Genomic DNA, 19559 nt, shown 5'->3' on the forward strand with positions numbered 1-19559 from the left:
GCTTCGACAACTCGCTCTTTCACACGTTCGGTCTGACTACATCAATACGTTGTTATTACGTTTCAATTAATTTCTGCTTACGCCTTCATACGGTTTACGAGCGGTCCGTAAATCCGCGGATTACACGTCAGTAATATTGATGAGAATCGTTCTCATTTGTGTTGACTCTCGCAATACGCGTGCGTACGATCACGCCATCAACTGCTTTGGCATCCCGGGACATCACGCGAATTCGCGCCAGGCAGTCGCAAATTGATACATCGGTCGACACAACACTAATAAGGATTTCGATGAAGTTCGCCCAACTCAATGGACCGCGCGCCGCTGCGCGTCCTTTTTGCGACTCTTCTGCACGTACCGGCGCAACTCATCGTACGCGTTTGCCCTCGATGCGGCGCGTCGCACTATGCACGGCCTTCGCGTGGGCCTCGTTGACCGCCCATGCGGCGCTGGCCGAAGCCAATCCCGATGCGAACCCGGAAGCACCCGAGGCCGACCTGAACATTCAGGCAACCCAAACCAACCAGTGGACCGGCCTGTGGAACCGCCAGCAATTGCTCGGCGACATGGGCGGCCTGCGTCCGTGGCTCGGCAAGTACGGCATGACCTTCACGCTGACCGAAACCAGCGAAGTGCTGGCCAATCTGCGCGGCGGTCTCGAGCGCGGCGCCGATTACGACGGCCTGACCACCGCCACCTTGCAGATGGATACGCAAAAGGCGTTCGGCCTGCCTGGCGGCATCTTCAACGTCAGCGCGCTGCAGATTCACGGCGCGAACCTGAGCGCGAACAAGCTCGGCACGCTGAACACCGCGAGCGGCATCGAGGCCGCCGACGCGACGCGTCTGTGGGAGCTCTGGTATCAGCAGTCGTTCCTGAACAAGCGCGTCGACGTGAAGATCGGTCAGCAGAGTCTCGACCAGGAATTCATCACCAGCACGTATGCGGCGCTGTTCCTCAACACGATGTTCGGCTGGCCCGCGCTGCCCTCGTACGACATGCCGTCGGGCGGCCCGGCCTATCCGCTCGCAGGTCTCGGTGTGCGCGTGCGCGGCCAGATCACGCCGTCGCTGACCGCGCTCGCCGGCGTGTATTCGGGCGACCCGCTCGGCAACGACCCGACCAACATGAGCGGCACGAACTTCAACCTGCATAACGGCGCGTTGTGGATCGGCGAACTGCAGTACGCGATCAACCAGCCGGCCGAAGGCGAAATGGTCGGCGCGGGCGGCGGCGGTCTGCCGGGCACCTACAAGATCGGCGTCTGGTACAACAGCAACAAGTTCCCCGATCAGCGTTTCGACACCATGGGTCTGTCACTCGCGAATCCGGCCTCGAACGGCATTCCCGCGAGTCACAGCGGCAACTACAGCTTCTACGCGGTCGCCGACCAGATGGTGTGGCGCCCCGACCCCGACGAAGCGCGCAGCCTCGGCGTATTCGCGCGCGTGATGGGTGCGCCGGGCGACCGCAACCTCGTGCAAATCGCGGCGAACCTCGGCGTCGTGCTGAAGGCGCCGTTCAAGGGCCGCGACAACGACAGCGCCGGCCTCGCGCTGACCTACATCAGGGTCGGCAGTCACGTGAACGGACTCGACAAGGATTTCCTGGCGTTCAACGGCCCCCCGTACGGCGTGCGAACCGGCGAAACCGCGCTCGAAGCGACCTACCAGTACCAGGTCAATCCGTGGTGGCAGGTGCAGGCCGACGCGCAATACACGTTCAACGCCGGCGCCGGCCAGAACCCGACCGACCCGACGCAGCCGCTGCGCGATACGTTCGTCGTCGGCGTGCGGACCATCATCAATTTCTGATGCCGCCCGCCGCGCGTCTTTATCCACGCAAGCCCATGCAACCCCACGCAATCGGACCAGCACTGTTCATGTTTTCGATCGTCACCGCCACACCCGCTTTGTGCGCCCCCATGGAGGCCCAATCGTGAATCAACTCACGCGCAAGTTTGCGCCGGGCGCCGCGCGGGCCCTGCTCGCCGCGATGGCCGGCGCCGCCGCGCTCACGGTGGCCTCCAGCGCGCAGGCCGAGCCGCAAGGCTTCCTTGAAACCGTCAAGCATCACACGACGCTGATCAACACCGTGCCCGACAACGGCGACCAGAACCCGTACGCGATCGTGGTCGCGCCGGTCAGCGCCGGCACCGTGAAGCAAGGCGACGTGCTGGTCGGCAACTTCAACAACTCGACGAACCTGCAGGGCACCGGCAGCACGATCATCAACTATCACCCGGACACCAAACAGATGACGGTGTTCGCGACCGTGCCGCGCGACCTGAAGGAATGCCCGGGCGGCATCGGCCTGTCGACCGCGATGACGATGCTGAAGTCGGGCTGGGTGATCGTCGGCAGCACGCCGAGCAACGACGGCACGACCGGCACCAAGGGCGCCGGCTGCCTGATCGTGATCGACCCGCAAGGCAAGATCGCCTCGACGATCTCGACGCCGAACATTAACGACCCGTGGGGCAACATGGCGGTCGTCGACAACGGCACGAGCGCGACGCTGTTCGTCAGCAACGCGGGCTTCGGCGTCGGCGGCGCGGAAGGCGATCCGCCCGTGTTCAAGCAGGCCACCGTGCTGCGTCTCGACCTCGACGTGCCGGCAGGCAAGCCGCCCGTCGTGAAGAAGGAAACCGTGATCGGCAGCGGCTTCGGCGCGCAGGCCGACAAGGGCGTGTTCCTCGTCGGGCCGACTGGCCTCGCGCTGTCGGCCGATCAGAAGCTGCTGTACGTGTCCGACGCGATCGGCAACCGCATCACCGAGATCGACGATCCGCTCACGCGCGACACCAGCGCGGGCGTGGGACGCCAGCTGACCGCCGACGGTCTGCTGCATCGTCCGCTCGCGATGGTCACCGCGCCCAACGGCCACCTGCTCGTGACCAACGCGTTGAACGGCCAGGTCGTCGAAATCGATCCGGCGAGCGGCAAGCAGCTGTACGCACGCTGGATCGATACCGACAAGGCGCAGTCGCCCCCCGGCAACGGCGACCTGTTCGGGATCGCGATGACGCCGGAAGGCGACGGCTTCTATTACGTCGAAGACGACGTGAATACGCTGGTGCTCGCGAAGTAAGCAGCACCCATGCAGGCTTCAAGAAGGTGAAGTGAACATGACAAACGATAATCCCCCACGGCCGTCAAGACGCGGCTTCCTGAAAGCGGGCGGTGCCGCGGTCGCCGCCGGCGCGAGTCTCGGGGCGGGTCTCGCCGGCTCGCCGCCCGCGCTCGCGAAGGCGCCCGCGCATAGCGCACAGAGCGCCGATCCGCAGCTCGCGGTCGAGCCGTTCTACGGCCCGCACCAAGGCGGCATCGTCACGCCGCAGCAGAGCCACACCTACGTCGCCGCGCTCGATCTGACCACCGGGAAGCGCGACGACGTGATCGCGCTGCTGCGCGCATGGACCGAAGCGGCCGCGCGCCTGACGCAAGGCGGCACGGCCGTCGCCATGCGCACCGGCGACGGCACCGACAACCAGCCCGCACCCGATTCCGGCGACGTGCTCGGCCTCGGCCCGAACTGTCTGACGATCACGTTCGGCTTCGGCCCCGGCCTCTTCACGAAGGACGGCAAGGACCGCTACGGGCTCGCGTCGCGCCGCCCCGCCGCGCTCGTCGATCTGCCGCGCTTCAACGGCGATCAGCTGGTCAAGGAGAAGACTGGCGGCGACCTGTTCATCCAGGCGTGCGCGAACGACGCGCAGGTCGCGTTTCACGCGGTGCGCCAGCTGTCGCGTCGCGCCTACGGCGTCGCGACGATGCGCTGGGGCCAGGCCGGTTTCCTGTCCGGTCCGCGCGGTCAGACGCCGCGCAACCTGATGGGCTTCAAGGACGGCACCAACAATCCGTCAACCGCGAAGCCGGAACTGATGAACCAGTTCGTGTGGGCGCGCGCCACCGACGACGCGCCGTGGATGGAAGGCGGCACCTACACGGTCGTGCGCCGCATCCGCATCACGCTCGAACACTGGGACAACACCGAGCTCGGCTTCCAGGAACAGGTGTTCGGACGCCACAAATACAGCGGCGCGCCGATCGGCAGCAAGAACGAGTTCGACGCGGTGGACCTGAAGGCCGAGGACAAGGACGGCAATCCGGTGATCCCTGAGAACTCGCACGTGCGTCTGTCGAATCAGGCGAGCAACAACGGCGCGCAGATTCTGCGCCGCTCGTATTCGTACAACGAAGGCACGAATTTCTATATCGAGCGCTGGCCGCCGTGGCGCCAGGAAACCGAGTACGACGCGGGGCTGATTTTCGTCGCTCACCAGAGCGACCCGCGCACCGGCTTCATCCCGATCAACGATCGGCTCGCGAAGTTCGACATGATGAACCAGTTCACGACCCACATCGGCAGCGCGATTTTCGTCGTGCCGCCGGGGGCGAAGCCGGGTTCGTATGTCGGCGCGGGGCTGTTCGAGACGTGATGCAGCCGCTCGAGGATTCGCACGCGCATTCGCGCGCGCAGTCCGTCAGGTATCGGAAGTAAATGAAGCACGCCGGGCGCGCAACGCCCGGCTCACTCAACACCATCAAAACGGACTTCTGCAACATGGCTCATTCCTGGTTTGCCACCCGTCTGCGCGCGCTCGCCGGCGTGGCCGCGCTCTCGCTCACCGCGCTCGCGACGGTGCCGTCGGCGGCCCACGCGGCCTCGATCACGCTGTACAACGCGCAGCACGAGCAGGTCGTCAATCTGCTCGCGAAGGACTTCGAAAAGCAGACGGGCATCTCGGTGAAGATCCGCAACGGCGAAGGCCCGGCGCTCGCCGCGCAGATCGTCGCGGAAGGCGCGGCGTCGCCCGCCGACGTGTACTTCACGGAGAACTCGCCGGAACTGATGCTGCTCGAGGAAAAGGGTCTGCTCGCGAAGGTCGACGCAGCGACGCTCGGCGCGGTGCCGGCGCGCTTCAATTCGCCGAGCGGAGTATGGGTCGCGGTGACCGCGCGCGAGAGCGTGCTCGCGTACAACACGACGAAGCTGCAGCCGTCGCAATTGCCGCAATCGGTGTTCGACCTCGCGAAGCCCGAGTGGAAAGGCAAGGTCGGCATTGCGCCGAGCGACGCCGATTTCCTGCCGCTCGTGAGCGCGGTGCTGGCACTGAAGGGCGAAGAGCAGACGCTCGCGTGGCTGAAGGGCCTGAAAGCCAACTCGCAGATCTTCGACGACGACGAAGGCGTGGTCGCCGCGGTCAATCGCGGCGGGGTCGCGACCGGTCTGATCAACAACTACTACTGGACTCGTCTGCATGCGGAAATCGGCGATGCGAAAACCCGCAGCGCGATCTTTCACTTCGGCCACGGCGATGCCGGCGCGCTCGTGAACGTATCGGGCGCGGCCGTGCTGAAGTCCGCGCACAATGCAGAGGGTGGGCAGAAGTTTCTCGCGTATCTGGTCAGTGAGCGCGCGCAACAGCTGATGGCGAACAGCCACGTGATGTTCGAATATCCGCTGCACGCCGGCGTCGCGCCGGACCCGATCCTCAAACCGTTCGCCGAACTGACTCCGCCCACGCTGACGATCCAGCAGCTAGGCGACGATAGCCAGGCCGGCAAGCTGCTGCGTCAGGCAGGCCTGCTGTAAATGAGCGAAGCCTTGTCAGCCGGTCCACCGGCTGTCCCCCCCGCCCCGGCGCGCGCGCGAACGCGCGCGCCGCGTGGTCTCTTTGCGGCGGCAGCACTCAGCGCTTTGCTGGTGCTGCTGCCGATCGCGTCTACGTTCTGGCGCGCGGCGAGCTTCGGCATCGGTGACGCGTTCGATCTGATCTGGCGGCCGCTCGTCGGCGAGCTGCTGGTCAACACCGTGCTGATCACCGTCACGACCACGCTGGTCTGCGCCGTGATCGGCACGGCCGCCGCGTGGTTCGTCGAACGCACGCATCTGCCGGGACGGCGCGCGTGGGCCGTGCTATGCGCCGCGCCGCTCGCGATGCCGGCGTTCATTTCGAGCTATGCGTGGGTGTCGTTGAGCGAGGACTTGCAGGACTTCAACGGCGCGCTGCTGGTGTTGACCTGCGCGTATTTTCCGCTCGTCTATCTGCCGGTCGCCGCCGCCTTGCGCGGCATGGACCCGGCACTCGAAGAAAGCGCGCGCTCTCTCGGCTGCAACCGCTGGACCAGCTTCGTGCGCGTCGTGCTGCCGCAACTGCGGCCCGCGCTGCTCGGCGGCATGCTGCTGGTCGCGCTCGGCGTGCTGTCGGAGTTCGGCGCGTTCACGCTGCTGCGCTTTCATACCTTCACCACGCAGATCTACGCGGAATATCGCACCAGTTTCGACGGCGGCGGCGCATCGCTGCTAGCGTGTCTGCTGATCGTGATCTGCCTCGTCGTGCTCGCGTTCGAGTTTCGCGTGCGCGGCGCGGCGCGCTACGAGCGCGTCGATCGCGGCACGCGCCGCGCCGTGTTGCGCTACGAGCTCGGCGCGTGGCGCTGGCTCGTCGTCGCGGGCTTTGCGCTGCTGACGCTCGCAACACTCGGCGTGCCGCTCGGCATGATCGGCTTCTGGCTCACGCAGCCCGGCGCGGCCGCGGTGACGCCCGCCGATGTGTCACCCGAGCTGCTATGGAACGCGACGTTGTCGTCGCTCGGTTTCGGCCTCGCGGCCGCCGCGCTGACCACGCTGCTGGTGGTGCCGCTCGCGTTTCTGCTGGTGCGTTATCCGACCCGTTTCGCGACGCTGTTCGAGCGCACCGTGTTTCTCGCGCAAGGCGTGCCGGGACTCGTGATTGCGCTCGCGATCGTGTCGCTCGCCGTGCATGCGCTGCAGCCGCTTTATCAAAGCGCGGCGTTGCTGGTCGTCGCCTATGCGATCCTGTTCATGCCGGTCGCGCTCGTCAGCGTGCGCGCGGCGTTCATGCAGGCGCAGCCGCGCCTCGAAGAGACCGCGCGCGCGCTCGGCCTGAACTGGACGCAGACGCTCGTGCGCGTGGTGCTGCCGCTCGCGGGCCCCGGGCTCGGCGCGGCCGCGGCGATGGTGTTCATCTCGGTCGTCACCGAACTGAACGCGACGCTGCTGCTGTCGCCGCTCGACACGCAAACGCTCGCGACCCAGGTGTGGGCCGACACGTCGACCATGGCGTTCGCTGCCGCCGCGCCGTATGCGGCGCTGCTGACCGGCATCTCGCTGTTCGCGTCGGGGCTGCTGTTCGCGCTGCTCGGCCGCTCGGCTCTGCTCGGCGAGCGCGGCTGACGCACGCTGTTTTTTTGCTGTTTTTTCGACCTCATTCGGATTTTCATGAGCGAACTTCGTATCCGCGGACTGCAGAAATCGTTCGACGGTCACCCGGTGCTGCACGGCATCGATCTCTCGGTCGAGCGCGGCACGCTGCTCGCGCTGCTGGGGCCTTCGGGCAGCGGCAAGACCACGCTGCTGCGGCTGTTGTGCGGCTTCGAGCGCGCGGACGGCGGCAGTGTCGAGATCGACGGCCGGCGCGTCGTCGGCGACAACCTGCACGTGCAGTCGGAGCAACGCCGCATCGGCTATGTGCCGCAGGAAGGCGCGCTGTTTCCGCATCTGTCGGTCGCGGACAACATCGTGTTCGGCCTGCCGCGTACGCAGCGCCGCGCGCGCCATCGCGTCGCCGAGCTGCTGGAGCTGGTCGGCCTGCCCGCGCATTTCCGCGCGCGCGCGCCGCAGCAACTGTCAGGCGGTCAACAGCAACGTGTCGCGCTGGCCCGTGCGCTGGCACCGGCGCCGACGCTGGTCATGCTCGACGAGCCGTTCTCGTCGCTCGACGCCGCGTTGCGCGTCGAAACTCGCCAGGCGGTCGCGAGTGCGCTGGCCGCGGCCGGCGCGACGGCCGTGCTGGTCACCCACGATCAGTCCGAGGCGTTGTCGCTCGGGAACGAAGTCGCGGTGCTGTGGAACGGCAGGCTGATCCAGACCGCGACGCCCGAAGCGCTGTACCGCCGGCCGGTGACGCGCGAGCTTGCGTCGTTCGTCGGCGAGGCGGTGTTGTTGCCGGGCGTCGCGCAACAGGATCGCGCGATTTGCGAGCTGGGCGAACTCGCACTGGTCGCGCCCGTCGGCAACGGCGCGGTCGACGTGATGCTGCGTCCCGAACAGATCCGCCTGCTGCGCCCCGATGAAAGCGCGCGCGCAGGCGTCGCGCACGACGCGCTCGTCACCGATGTGATCTTCCAGGGGCAGGACGCGAGCGTCGCGCTGCAATTGCAGTCCGCGACGCGGACGATGGTGCGCGCACGCGTGCCCGGTTATCTGTGCCCGCGGCCGGGCGAGCACGTGCGTCTCGCGGTCGAAGGTGAAGTGACCGCGTATTCGCGCGCTTGAAAGCTCGAGGCCGGCACGCCCAGCTACCGCAACGACAGATCCTGCATCATCTGCTGCGCCAGATAGTCGCAGGTCGGCCGATCCGATTTCGCGCTGCGCGCAACCACGATTTCGAGCGGCGCGATTTTCGGCAACCCTTGCGCGTCGCCGAGAATTGCGAGCCGCGCCGGCACGCTGCAACGCGTCAGCGCTATCACCGATAAACCGGCATCCACGGTCGCGACGAGCCCCATCAGGCTCGCGCTGCTGAAGGCCGCGCGATAACGGATGCGCGCGCCATCCAGTGCGGCGAGCGTGTGCTGACGCGCGACGCAGCCGGGCTCATACAAGCCCACCGGCAACGGCGACGTCTTCAACACCGGCGTATCGATCGACGCCCCCACCCACACCATCGGTTCGCTGCGCACGAAATCGCCGCGCAGCTTACGGTCGCGCGTGACGAACGCGAGGTCGATCTTGTTGTCGGCGAGCATCGGCGCGAGCGCGGTACTTTGCGCGCAGACGATCTCGATCTCGACGCGCGGATACAGCGTCGCGAAACGCCGCAACACCGGCGATAGCAGCGACGACACATAGTCGTCCGGCGCGCCGAGCACCACGCGCCCGGTCACCTCGGGCCGCACGATTGCCGACCACGCCTCCTCCTGCAGCGCGAGCGCGCGCCGCGCATATTCGAGCAGCGTATTGCCGGGCCGCGTCAGCGCCAGATTGCGCGTATTGCGTGCGAACAGCGTGGTGCCGAGCATCGTTTCGAGCCGCTTGATCTGCATGCTGACCGCCGCCTGCGAGCGATGCACGCTCGCCGCCGCCTTCGTGAAGCTGCCCGCCTCCACGACCGCGACGAAACTGCGCAACAGGTCGACGTCGAATTCAGGGTTCACGATTTATCAACCGGGCTTATGGAATTGCTCAATTTAATTCGTTTGTGATCAGGTCGCAAGCGGCGCAATACTCGCAGGCATCATCTTACGGAGTCGTTGCGCATGTCCCTCACTTCACGTCAACAAGGTGCGATCACGCTGGCGAGCGGCGGCCTGCTGATGGGCACGATCGGCGTGTTCGTCGAGGAAGCGCGGCTCGATGCGCTGACGCTCGTGTTCTTCCGCTGCCTGTTCGGCTTTCTGTCGCTCGCGGCATATTGTGCGTGGAAGGGCTTTTTCACACGCGCGCAGTTCACGCGCCGCACGGTCGTGCTCGCGCTGATTTCCGGCGTGCTGATGGTCACGCAATGGGTCGGCTTTTTCGATGCGATTCATCGCACCAGCATCGCGGTCGCGACCGTCGTGTTTCACGTGCAGCCGTTCTGGGTCGTGCTGATCGGCGCGGCGTTGTTCAACGAGCGGCTCGGCGCGGACCGGCTCGGCTGGATCGCGACGGCGTTCGTCGGGCTCGTGCTGGCGTCGGGCGTAGTCGCCGCCGGCAATCTGCAGGGCCACACCAGCTATCTGATCGGCTTGAGCGAAGCGCTGCTCGGTTCGCTGCTGTATGCGAGCGTTACGCTGATCGCGAAAAGCCTCGGCGAAATGCGCCCGCATCTGCTGACGCTCACGCAATGCGCGGTCGGCGTGATCTGCCTGCCGCTGAACGCGCCGTTCATCGCGCCTTTGACGCTCACGCATATCGGTCCGATGCAGTGGTTCTGGCTGATCGGCATGGGCGTGCTGCACACGGGATTGTCGTACGTACTGATTTACGGCGCGCTGCCGAAGCTCAGTACGCCGGTGATCGCGGTGCTGCTGTTCGTCTATCCGCTGACCGCGATCGTCGTGGATGCACTCGTGTATGGCCGTGCGCTATCGCCTTCGCAACTGGCGGGTATGGCGCTGATCGTGGCCGCGAGTCTCGGCGTCAATCTCGGCTGGCCGTTGCTGACGTTGCTGCATCCGGGCGGACGCGCACGCAGTCACGCGAAGTAGCGCGCGCCGCCCACCGGCTTCTTACTGCGGCAGCGTCTCGCCCTTCGTCTCCGGCGCGAACGGAATCACGAACAGGCCGAGCACGAACGCCAGCGCGGTCAACGCGACCGGCACACCGAGCGTCTGCATATGCAGCACCGCCGCGCCGAGCAGAAAGTTGACGCCCGCGCCGACGAATCGTCCAATCGATGTGCAGAATGCAAATGCGGTCGCGCGAACGCGGGTTTCGAATTGCTCGGGAAGCCACAGGCTGAACAACGCAAAGTTGCCGCCGAAAAACCCGAGCACGAACAGCCACGCGATGAACGGCGCGAGCCCGTTCGGCAAATAGAACGCCCAGCCGAAACTCGCCGCGATCGACACCGCCATCCCCGCGAAATACACCGCCAACGTCATCTTGCGGCCGATGCGCTCGGCCAGCGGCGGCAGCGCCAGACAACCGAGGATCGTGCCGATCGACAGCAGGCCAGTCGCGAGCGAAGCGGTGCGAATCGAATCGCCCTTCGACATGCCTGCGCGCGTCGCGAGCTGGATCACCGCGGACGGCTCGTAGACGGCACCCGCCCAGAGCCCGATGATCGCGATCGTCAGCAGAATGCACGCGACCCATGTGCGACGCCGGTAAGCCGGCCCCATGATCTCGCGCAGCGGCTTCACGCGCACCGTCTTTGCGTCGGCCTTCTGCCACTTCTCCGGCTCCTTCACGCGCAGCAGGATCAGGATCGCGACCACGACCGGCACCGCGCCGGTCAGGAACATCGCGCGCCAGCCGAAATGCACGCCGACCGTGTAGTTCAGCGCGGCCGCGAGAAAGAAGCCCGCGTAGTAGCCGGTCTGCAGATAACCTGCGCCCATCTTGCGACGATCCTCGGGCCAGGCCTCGGCCACGTAGGTGCCCGCGAGCGCCCATTCGCCACCGATGCCAACACCCGCGATGAAGCGATAAATCCCGAGCTGCCACACATTGGTCGAGGTCGCGGCCAGCCCGGTGAAAATCGCGAACGTGAAGATGGTGGCGGCGAGCACCTTGGTGCGGCCGAAGCGATCGGCGAGCGGTCCCCAGATGAACGACAGCCCCCAACCGACCAGAAACAGCGCGAACAGGATCGATCCCGCGAGGCCGACATTCGACGGCGTCGCCGCGAAGCCCGAACGCGGCAGCAGCTCGGTCAGCGCGGGCGTGAGCACCAGCGCGTAGATGAACGAGTCCATGCCGTCGAGCATCCAGCCGGCCCACGCGCCCCAGAACCCTGCTATCTGCGAGCGATTCAGCGGTGTGCGCTGACGCGCGACCGTTCGTCGGTCGGTCAGTGTATTCATCGTGCTCCTCCAGCCTACGGTGGTTGAACGTAACGAAAAACAACAGCCGCGCTCGGGCTTGGATCGACGACGTTGATTGATCGGCGATGTCCTCGTACAACTCAATCAGAGTCCGGCGCGGGGAAATTGCCGCGAATGTGGGTGAAGACTTTCCGGGTTTGCCCGCGCTGAAATACGCGTCTTTTTATATATAATATTTGATACCATGATCGACGCAACTGAAGGTTTTCCCCTGGACGTGCCAATGCCCGGCTCGTTTCTCCCGGCCGCCACGCCGCGCGAAAGTACCTCGCACGTGATTGCGGAGGCGCTGCGCGCGGCGATCGTCGACGGCACGCTCGCGCCGGGTGCGCCGTTGCGCCAGGACGCGATCGCCCGGCATTTCTCCGTCAGTGCAATTCCAGTGCGCGAGGCGCTGCGCCAGCTCGAAAGCGAGGGCTGGGCGCGCGCGGCGGTTCATAAAGGCGCGACCGTCGCGCCGCTGTCCGCCGACGAAGCGCGCGAGATCTACGAGATCCGCTCGGCACTCGAAAGCCTCGCGCTCGCCCTCGCCATTCCGAATCACACCGCCGCGACGCTGCGCGAAGCAGCCGAGTTGTGCCGCGCCGCCGAGCTCGAAGCGGACCCGTCGCGCTACGTCGCGCGCAATGTCGCGTTTCATATGAGTCTGTACGCCCCCGCCGGCCGGCCGCAGCTGCAGGACATGATCGGGCTGCTGCACCGGCGCGGCGAACGCTATCTGCGGCTGAAGTTCGGCTTGCCGTCGTACAAGGGCGAGTCCGACACTGAGCACGCCGCGCTGCTCGAAGCCGTCGAGCGCCGCGATATCGCGACCGCACAGTCGCTGGTAGTCGCGCATCTGCTCGGCACCGGCGAGCTTCTGCATTCCTTTCTGACCGAGCGCGCGCGCGAAGAAGCGCTTGCGCATCAACCGAAGCCGCGCGGCCGACGTCCGCGCGTCACCACCGGGAGCCGATCGAACCGATGACCGAGCCGATGAACCACCCCGCCGAAGCCGCCGCAGCGCGGTCCACTGCCCGCTCGTGGACGACCCGACGCGACGAAAAGAACCGCCGCCTGGCGGCCATCGCGCCATGGCTCGAAGACGGCGTGCTGCCCACGCACCGCATCGTCGATGCGCTCGAAACGCTGATCCAGCCCGGCGAGCGCGTCGCGCTCGAAGGCGACAACCAGAAGCAGGCCGACTTCCTGTCGCGCTCGTTCGCCAAGGTCGATCCGCAGAAGCTGCACGACGTGCATCTGCTGATTTCCAGCATTAGTCGTCCTGAGCACCTGACGCTGTTCGAGCGCGGCATCGCGCACAAGGTCGATTTCTCGTTCGCGGGGCCGCAGAGTCTGCGCGTCGCGCAACTGCTCGAAGACGGCCAGCTCGAAATCGGCGCGATCTATACGTACGTCGAGCTGTATGCGCGCATGTTCATCGACCTGACGCCGCACGTCGCGCTGCTGTGCGCGGACAAGGCCGACCGTCACGGCAATCTGTACACCGGCCCGAATACGGAGGACACGCCGACGATCGCCGAGGCCGCCGCGTTCCGCCACGGCATCGTGATCGTGCAGGTCAACGAGATCGTCGATGAACTGCCGCGCGTCGACATTCCGGGCTCGTGGGTCGACGTGGTCGTGCAGGCGGACCGCCCGTTCGCGGTGGAGCCGCTGTTCACGCGCGATCCGCGCCATATCGGCGACTTGCAGGTGCTGACCGCGATGATGGTGATACGCGGCATCTACGAGCCGTATGCCGTCACGTCGCTCAATCACGGCATCGGCTTCGATACCGCGGCGATCGAACTGCTGCTGCCCACGTACGGCGAATCGCTCGGTCTCAAAGGCAAGATCTGCCGCAACTGGACGCTCAATCCGCACCCGACGATGATCCCCGCGATCGAATCGGGCTGGGTCGACAGCATCCATTGCTTCGGCAGCGAGGTCGGCATGGAAGCGTATATCGAGGCGCGCCCCGATGTGTTCTTCACCGGCAACGACGGCAGCCTGCGCTCGAACCGCGTGCTGTGTCAGCTGGCCGGGCAATACGGCGTCGATCTGTTCATCGGCTCGACGCTGCAGATCGATGCGGACGCGAATTCATCGACGGTCACGCGCGGACGCCTCGCCGGTTTTGGCGGCGCGCCGAACATGGGTCACGATCCGCGCGGCCGGCGGCATTCGAGCGAGGCGTGGCTCAAGCTGCTGAAGGGCGACGGCGCGGTGTCGCGTGGTCAGAAGCTCGTCGTGCAACTCGCCGAGACGTACAAGAAAGGCGGCGAGCCAACCTTCGTGGATGAACTCGACGCGGTCGCGGTCGGCGCCAAAAGCGGCATGCCGATCGCGCCGGTGATGATCTACGGCGACGACGTGAGTCACGTGGTCACCGAAGAAGGCATCGCGCACCTGCACAAGGCCGAAGGCATCGACGAGCGGCGCGCGGCGGTCGCGGCGGTGGCCGGTGTCACGCCGATCGGTCTGCGCGCGAAGCCCGAGAAGACCGCGGAACTGCGCCGGCGCGGCATCGTCGCGTATCCGGAAGATCTTGGCATCCGGCGCGGCGAGGCGAAACGTTCGCTGCTCGCGGCGCGCAGCATCGACGATCTGGTCACGTGGTCGGGCGGACTGTACGCGCCGCCCGCACGCTTTCGGAGCTGGTGACGATGGCGTCCGCTGCTGCTGTTCTCGAACGGTTGGACACGCCGCCTGCTTCGGTCCTGCGCGATGCGTGCGGTGCGTCGTCGCTTTCGCCGACCGCGCCGTGTTCCGACGCGCAACTCGCGCGCGACGCGATCACTGCATTGATCGACGAAGCCGAGCTCACGCCGAAGCCCGCGCTCGTCGACCGGCGCGGCAGCGGCGCGCATCGCGACCTCGATCTCGCGATCATGCGGCGCTCCGCGCACGCGCTCGAACCGACTTTCGCGGCGCTCGCGCGCACCGCGCGCCGCCGCGGCGAACCGTCGGCGCTGCTGCGCGCCGAACTCGCGCAGATCGGCCGCGCGGGCGAACAGGACATGATGCACGCGACGGGCGGCAGCAACGCGCATCGCGGTGCGATCTGGATCATCGGCTTGCTGGTTGCGGGCGTGGCGCTCGAAATGTCGTCGAGCCCGGCCACGCGTGCGCACATCGCTGGCAATAGCAACCACCGTCCGGATACCGCCCGCGTCTGCATGCTGGCCGCGCAGATCGCCTGCTTCCCCGACCGCTTCGCCGCTCCGTCCGACAGCCACGGCGAACGGGCGCGTCGACGCTATCAGGTCGGCGGCGCGCGGCGCGAAGCGCAGGACGGCTTTCCGCACGCGCTCGACGTCGGCCTGCCCGCATTGCACGCGGCGCGCGCACGCGGCCTCGACGAAAACGCCGCGCGCGTCGACGCGCTGCTCGCAATCATGAGCACCCTCGATGACACCTGCCTGCTGCATCGCGCGGGACTCGCCGGCTTGCATGCGGGCCAGCGCGGCGCGCGGCGCGTGCTCGACGCGGGCGGCAGTTCGACAGCCGCAGGCCGCGCCGCGCTCGACGCGCTCGAACGCGAACTGCTGGCGCTGAACGCATCGCCGGGCGGCGCGGCCGACCTGCTCGCCGCCACCCTCTTTCTCGACATGCTGGCGCATCGCGACGCCAGCCGGAGCTGAGCCTCATGGAACATCTGACCTTCGATTATCCGGCGCAACGCGCCGTCACGACCCGCGCGCACGTCGGCGTGGTCGGCTCGGGCGACCTGGAAGTGCTGCTGTCGCCGGCCACGGCCGATGCAAGCGGCTCGGCCCTCGCCGCGCACGTGGTCGTGCGTACCAGCGTCGACGGCTATAGCCACATCTGGAAGAGCGTGCTCGACCGCTTCTTCACGCGTTATGACGGCGCCGCGCACATCGAGATCAACGACTTCGGCGCGACGCCGGGCGTGGTCGCGTTGCGGCTTGCGGAAGCGGTCGAAGCCGCCGAGGAAGGAGACCACGTATGAGCAAGAGCGCCAGCGTTCATAGCGCGCCGCTGCTGCACGAGAGCTTCATCGAATTGCCCGCGCGCGAGCGCGCCCGCTCGCTGCTCGACACGGGCAGCTTTCGCGAACTGCTCGGACCGTTCGATCGCATCGAGTCGCCGTGGCTGCCGTTGCAGGGCATCGTCTGCCAGGCCGACGACGGCTGCGTGATCGCGCGCGGCACGATCGACGGCGAGCCGGCGGTGGTCGCCGCGATCGAATCGGCGTTCCAGGGCGGCAGCATCGGCGAGGTGTCGGGCAGCAAGATCGCCGCGGCGCTCGAGATGGCGCTGCGCGACTGCGAGCGCGGCAAGCTCGTGCGCCCCGTCGTGCTGTTCGAGACCGGCGGCGTGCGGCTGCAGGAAGCGAACCTGGGGCTCGCGGTGATCGCCGAGATTCAGGCAGCGATCGTCGCGCTGCGCCGGCACGTGCCGGTGGTCGGCGTGATTGCGGGCATGGTCGGCTGCTTCGGCGGCATGTCGCTTGCGGCCGCGTTGTGCTCGTATCTGATCGTGACGAAGCAGGGACGGCTCGGCATGAACGGACCCGAAGTGATCGAGCAGGAAGCCGGTATCGAAGAGCTCGATGCGAGCGATCGCCGCCGCGTATGGCAACTGATCGGCGGCGAGCAGCGCGTCGCGAGCGCGCTCGCCGACACGCTCGTCGACGACGACGCCGACACCGTGCGCGCCGCCGTGCACGCCGCGTTTGCGCAGGGCGTGCCGGCCGCGCATCGTAGCGAGCAGGTCGGCACGTTCCTGCAGCGACTCGCGCGGATTGATCCGGCGAACGTCACACCCGAGACGATGCGCGACGTGTACAACCCGCAAGCCCGCGATGCATCGAACGAGGAGCAGGCATGAACGACACGACACTCACACGCGGCGCGCGCTGGTTCAACCTACTGGCAGGCGAATCGTCGAGCGCGGCGCCCGTGTGGAGCGGCGATGCGCCGCTCGGCGGCGACACCGCGCGCTTCATCACGGTCGTGCCCGATCCCGCGAACCGCTTTGCGCGCGCGACCACCAACGTGGTCGGGCTCGAACAAGGCTGGCGACTCGCGCGCGCGGTGCGCGAAGTCGTGAAGGCGGATCAAGCCGCCAGCGCGCGCCGCCCGATCGTCGCGATCGTCGACGTGAAGAGCCAGGCGTACGGCTATCGCGAGGAAATGCTCGGCATCCACCTCGCCTGCGCGGCCGCCGTCGACGCCTATGCGAGCGCGCGCGACGCCGGTCATCCGGTGATCGCGCTGATCGTCGGTCCGGCGATGTCCGGCGCGTTCCTCGCGCATGGCTATCAGGCGAACCGCATCGTCGCGCTCGACGCGCCCGGCACGATGGTCCACGCGATGGGCAAGGAAGCGGCCGCGCGCGTCACGCGCCGCACCGTCGAAGAACTCGACGAACTCGGCGAGACGATCGTGCCGATGTCGTATTCGATAGCGTCGTTCGCGAAGCTGGGGCTGCTCGATCAGTTGATCGACGGCATCGACGCGGATGCGCCCGACGCGGCGCAGATCGAACGCGTGCGCACGGTGCTGATCGAGCAGATTCGCAGCGCGCGCGACGGCAATCGGACGCTCGCGCGGCGGCTGGAATCGACGGCCGCGCGGCAGACTCGCGCGGCGTCGATCGAGGTGCGGCGGCGTCTTGCCGAACAATGGGATGCCGTGTGATGCGCGAGTGTGCGGCCGCGCCCTTCCCCTCTGCTTGCGCCACGTCGTGCGACGCGCGTTGGCTCCCGCATGATCTGCTGCGCTTGCGACGGCTGGATTCATGCGCCGAAGAGCCCGCGTGGGTTCGCGATGCGTTCGAACGCGCACCGTATGGGGTCGTGCGGCGCGCGCTCGCCGCTGAAGGTTTCGTCTCGATCGGCGTGCGGGGTCCGCAGCGAGCGCAGCGCTACGGCACGTGGGTGCATGCCGACGATATCGTCAGTGCCGTGTCGCCTGAATCCCTGGCGCACACGCAACCCGATGCCGGACGTGAAGCATTGCCCTCTTTCGTTGCGCTGATTTCATTGCAACGCGACCCAAGCGGTCCGCTTGCCGGATTCGTATGGGGTCCTACTGGTAGCTCGGGGTTCGAACTGGCGACGCGCATGCCGACTGTCAGCCAGTCCAGCGATCTCGATCTGTTGATCCGCGTGCCCGATCGGCTGGCGTTGAATGTCGCGAGTGCATTGCTGGCGCAACTGCGGACGCTCTCGGCGCGCGCCGGTGTGCGCATCGATGCGCAACTCGATACGCCCGCGGGCGGCGTGGCGCTCGCGGAGTGGGCCGCGGGCAAAGCGCACGTGCTGGCCCGGCATGCGGGCGGTCCCCGCTTGATCGCCGATCCGTGGGCTGCCGCCGCTCAGGACGGCACCACCTGATGCTCGCGCTTCTCTTCCCCGGCCAGGGTGCGCAAAGCGAAGGCTTTCTGCATCGACTGCCGCAGCATCGCGCGGTCGAGGACACGTTGGCTGAAGCAGCGGACACGCTCGATATCGACGTGCTGACGCTCGACTCACCCGAGTCTCTGGAATCGACGGTTGCGGTGCAACTGGGCCTGACGATCGCGGGCGTCGCGATCGCGCGCGCGCTCGCTGACGAAGGATTGGTGGCCGACATCAGCGCGGGGCTTTCGGTCGGCGCGTATCCGGCAGCGGTCGGCAGCGGCGCGGTGGCGTTTCGCGACGCATTGAAGATGGTGCGGCGACGCGCCGAACTGATGGAAACCGCTTATCCGTCGGGCTATGGTCTCGCGGCTGTATCCGGCTTGAGCGAGCGGCAAGTGGAAACGCTCGTCGCACAGCAAGCGGCAGAGCAACGGCAACGCGTGTATATCGGCAACGTCAATGCACCGCGCCAGATCGTGATGGCCGGAGCGGACCGGGCGCTCGACTCGTTCATCGAACGCGCACTCGCGGCCGGCGCGCGCAAAGCCACGCGACTCGCGGTCAGCGTGCCCTCGCATTGCGAATTGCTCGCGCATGCGAGCGACGAGCTGGTCGCGTACTCGCGCGAGTTGCGTTTCGAAAGACCGCGCGGCATTTACATCGGCAATCGCGGCGGACGACCGTTATATACGGCCGAGGCGATTCGCGAGGATCTTGCGACCAACATGCGCTACACCGTGCGCTGGTTCGATGCGCTCACCGTGATGCAGGAAATGGGCGCGCAAGTGCTGGTCGAGGCGCCGCCGGGGCAGGTGTTGACGGATATCGTAAGGGAGAATTTTTCGGAGCCTAGTGCGTTGGCTGCTGGCACGTTGCCGTTCGACAGGTTGGTGGCGACCGTGCGGAGGCGGTTGGGGAGCACACTACGTTAGTCCTCCAAAAGGAGGCAAACGGGGCCGACGATTCGACACGATTTTTCGGCAGTGGCGGCTGTTCGCGGACAACGTCCAGAGTGACCTGTTCAATCTTCTCGGCGAACCCTTGTTTGTTGCCTACCTCGGCCCCCATTCCGGGCACTGTGACCGCCTCGGGTTGCCCATAGAAAAAATTACCTGGGATGCCAGGTCCTCCACAATACGGGCACTCGTCAAGCGCCACGCGGACGGGCATAGATGTTGCGACAAGCGTCTTGGACCCAGCTTCCGCCGCTTCGAGTAATCCGGGCTTTACGCAGCCGGAACCTCTTTTGAGCAATTCCTCGCACAGGGCTCACCAAACGAATTGCGAGGATGTATCGAAACACCCATTACATCTCGACACATAACGTTGCGCGGGCCGTCGGCCATTTGTTGCAAAATTTCACTAGCTTCACCACGTGCGAGGCGTCCTATCATTGGGCTAGCCATAAGGCGTCTTTTATGTGCCACTCGTTTTCGATCCTCTCCGGCACTCGCAATGGGTAAGTGCATCTCGCGACGTATTCCAATGGGACTTTGTCGCATCGACAACCGCAAACTGCACTCAACTGGATCCGGGAGAGTGATTTGCACAGTTGCCTCGGCGTCACGTTGCGGCGGCTCCGGTTTTTCTGGACACAGAGTTGGGGTAAAACGTGTGATCCAAACTGGAGTAGTTGATGTTGAAGA

17 protein-coding genes are annotated in these 19559 nt (G+C 66.4%); 15 read left to right on the plus strand and 2 right to left on the minus strand.

Features of this window, described 5'->3' with window-relative positions:
- Positions 1–290: 290 nt before the first annotated feature.
- The 6 genes from EVC45_RS24985 (at position 291) to EVC45_RS25010 (ending at position 8304) form a co-directional block, all read left to right on the plus strand.
- Complete coding sequence (locus EVC45_RS24985; RefSeq protein ID WP_129960910.1) at positions 291–1814, plus strand: carbohydrate porin; 1524 nt, start codon at positions 291–293, stop codon at positions 1812–1814.
- 181 nt (positions 1815–1995) lie between these two features.
- Positions 1996–3090, plus strand: a complete 1095-nt coding sequence (locus EVC45_RS24990) for a hypothetical protein (RefSeq protein ID WP_129960929.1) — start codon at positions 1996–1998, stop codon at positions 3088–3090.
- Between the two features lie 37 nt (positions 3091–3127).
- Positions 3128–4441: an iron uptake transporter deferrochelatase/peroxidase subunit gene (gene efeB / locus EVC45_RS24995; protein ID WP_129960911.1), complete on the plus strand. Its 1314-nt coding sequence runs from the start codon at positions 3128–3130 to the stop codon at positions 4439–4441.
- Positions 4442–4566: 125 nt separating this feature from the next.
- Entirely contained in the window at positions 4567–5598 is a 1032-nt protein-coding gene (locus EVC45_RS25000) for an iron ABC transporter substrate-binding protein (protein WP_129960912.1), read from the plus strand.
- A complete protein-coding gene (locus EVC45_RS25005) occupies positions 5599–7203 on the plus strand; it encodes an iron ABC transporter permease (RefSeq protein WP_129960913.1) in 1605 nt (534 codons plus the stop codon).
- 45 nt (positions 7204–7248) lie between these two features.
- On the plus strand, positions 7249–8304 hold the full coding sequence (locus EVC45_RS25010; protein WP_129960914.1) for an ABC transporter ATP-binding protein: 1056 nt from the start codon (positions 7249–7251) through the stop codon (positions 8302–8304).
- Positions 8305–8327: 23 nt separating this feature from the next.
- Here EVC45_RS25010 and EVC45_RS25015 read toward each other — a convergent pair whose 3' ends face one another.
- Complete coding sequence (locus EVC45_RS25015; RefSeq protein ID WP_129960915.1) at positions 8328–9185, minus strand: LysR family transcriptional regulator; 858 nt, start codon at positions 9183–9185, stop codon at positions 8328–8330.
- 102 nt (positions 9186–9287) lie between these two features.
- On the opposite strand from EVC45_RS25015, the gene EVC45_RS25020 reads away from it, so the two are divergent.
- Complete coding sequence (locus EVC45_RS25020) at positions 9288–10220, plus strand: DMT family transporter (protein ID WP_129960916.1); 933 nt, start codon at positions 9288–9290, stop codon at positions 10218–10220.
- Positions 10221–10241: 21 nt separating this feature from the next.
- On the opposite strand, the gene EVC45_RS25025 is transcribed toward EVC45_RS25020, so the two are convergent.
- Positions 10242–11540 carry an MFS transporter gene (locus EVC45_RS25025; protein ID WP_129960917.1) on the minus strand — a complete coding sequence of 433 codons (1299 nt, stop codon included), beginning with the start codon at positions 11538–11540 and terminating at the stop codon, positions 10242–10244.
- Positions 11541–11745: 205 nt separating this feature from the next.
- On the opposite strand from EVC45_RS25025, the gene EVC45_RS25030 reads away from it, so the two are divergent.
- From EVC45_RS25030 to mdcH, 8 genes are read left to right on the plus strand one after another with little or no spacing between them, the layout of a single operon-like run.
- Entirely contained in the window at positions 11746–12528 is a 783-nt protein-coding gene (locus tag EVC45_RS25030; protein WP_129960918.1) for a GntR family transcriptional regulator, read from the plus strand.
- Between the two features lie 8 nt (positions 12529–12536).
- Positions 12537–14207: a malonate decarboxylase subunit alpha gene (gene mdcA / locus EVC45_RS25035; RefSeq protein WP_129960930.1), complete on the plus strand. Its 1671-nt coding sequence runs from the start codon at positions 12537–12539 to the stop codon at positions 14205–14207.
- Between the two features lie 2 nt (positions 14208–14209).
- Positions 14210–15187, plus strand: a complete 978-nt coding sequence (locus EVC45_RS25040) for a triphosphoribosyl-dephospho-CoA synthase (RefSeq protein ID WP_129960919.1) — start codon at positions 14210–14212, stop codon at positions 15185–15187.
- A 5-nt stretch (positions 15188–15192) separates the two neighbouring features.
- Complete coding sequence (locus EVC45_RS25045; protein WP_129960920.1) at positions 15193–15516, plus strand: malonate decarboxylase subunit delta; 324 nt, start codon at positions 15193–15195, stop codon at positions 15514–15516.
- Positions 15513–16397, plus strand: coding sequence for a biotin-independent malonate decarboxylase subunit beta (locus EVC45_RS25050; RefSeq protein ID WP_129960921.1), 885 nt, complete (start codon positions 15513–15515; stop codon positions 16395–16397). The genes EVC45_RS25045 and EVC45_RS25050 overlap by 4 nt, the downstream gene beginning before the upstream one ends.
- The gene (gene mdcE, locus EVC45_RS25055; RefSeq protein WP_129960922.1) at positions 16394–17209 is read left to right on the plus strand and encodes a biotin-independent malonate decarboxylase subunit gamma; all 816 of its coding nucleotides are present in this window, start codon (positions 16394–16396) and stop codon (positions 17207–17209) included. Before EVC45_RS25050 ends, mdcE begins: the two co-directional genes overlap by 4 nt.
- The gene (locus tag EVC45_RS25060) at positions 17209–17907 is read left to right on the plus strand and encodes a malonate decarboxylase holo-ACP synthase (RefSeq protein ID WP_129960923.1); all 699 of its coding nucleotides are present in this window, start codon (positions 17209–17211) and stop codon (positions 17905–17907) included. Before mdcE ends, EVC45_RS25060 begins: the two co-directional genes overlap by 1 nt.
- Positions 17907–18845, plus strand: a complete 939-nt coding sequence (gene mdcH / locus EVC45_RS25065) for a malonate decarboxylase subunit epsilon (RefSeq protein WP_129960924.1) — start codon at positions 17907–17909, stop codon at positions 18843–18845. Before EVC45_RS25060 ends, mdcH begins: the two co-directional genes overlap by 1 nt.
- Positions 18846–19559: the final 714 nt, after the last annotated feature.

The sequence above is a fragment of the Paraburkholderia sp. UYCP14C genome, from assembly GCF_004197395.1.
Taxonomy (GTDB): Bacteria; Pseudomonadota; Gammaproteobacteria; order Burkholderiales; family Burkholderiaceae; genus Paraburkholderia.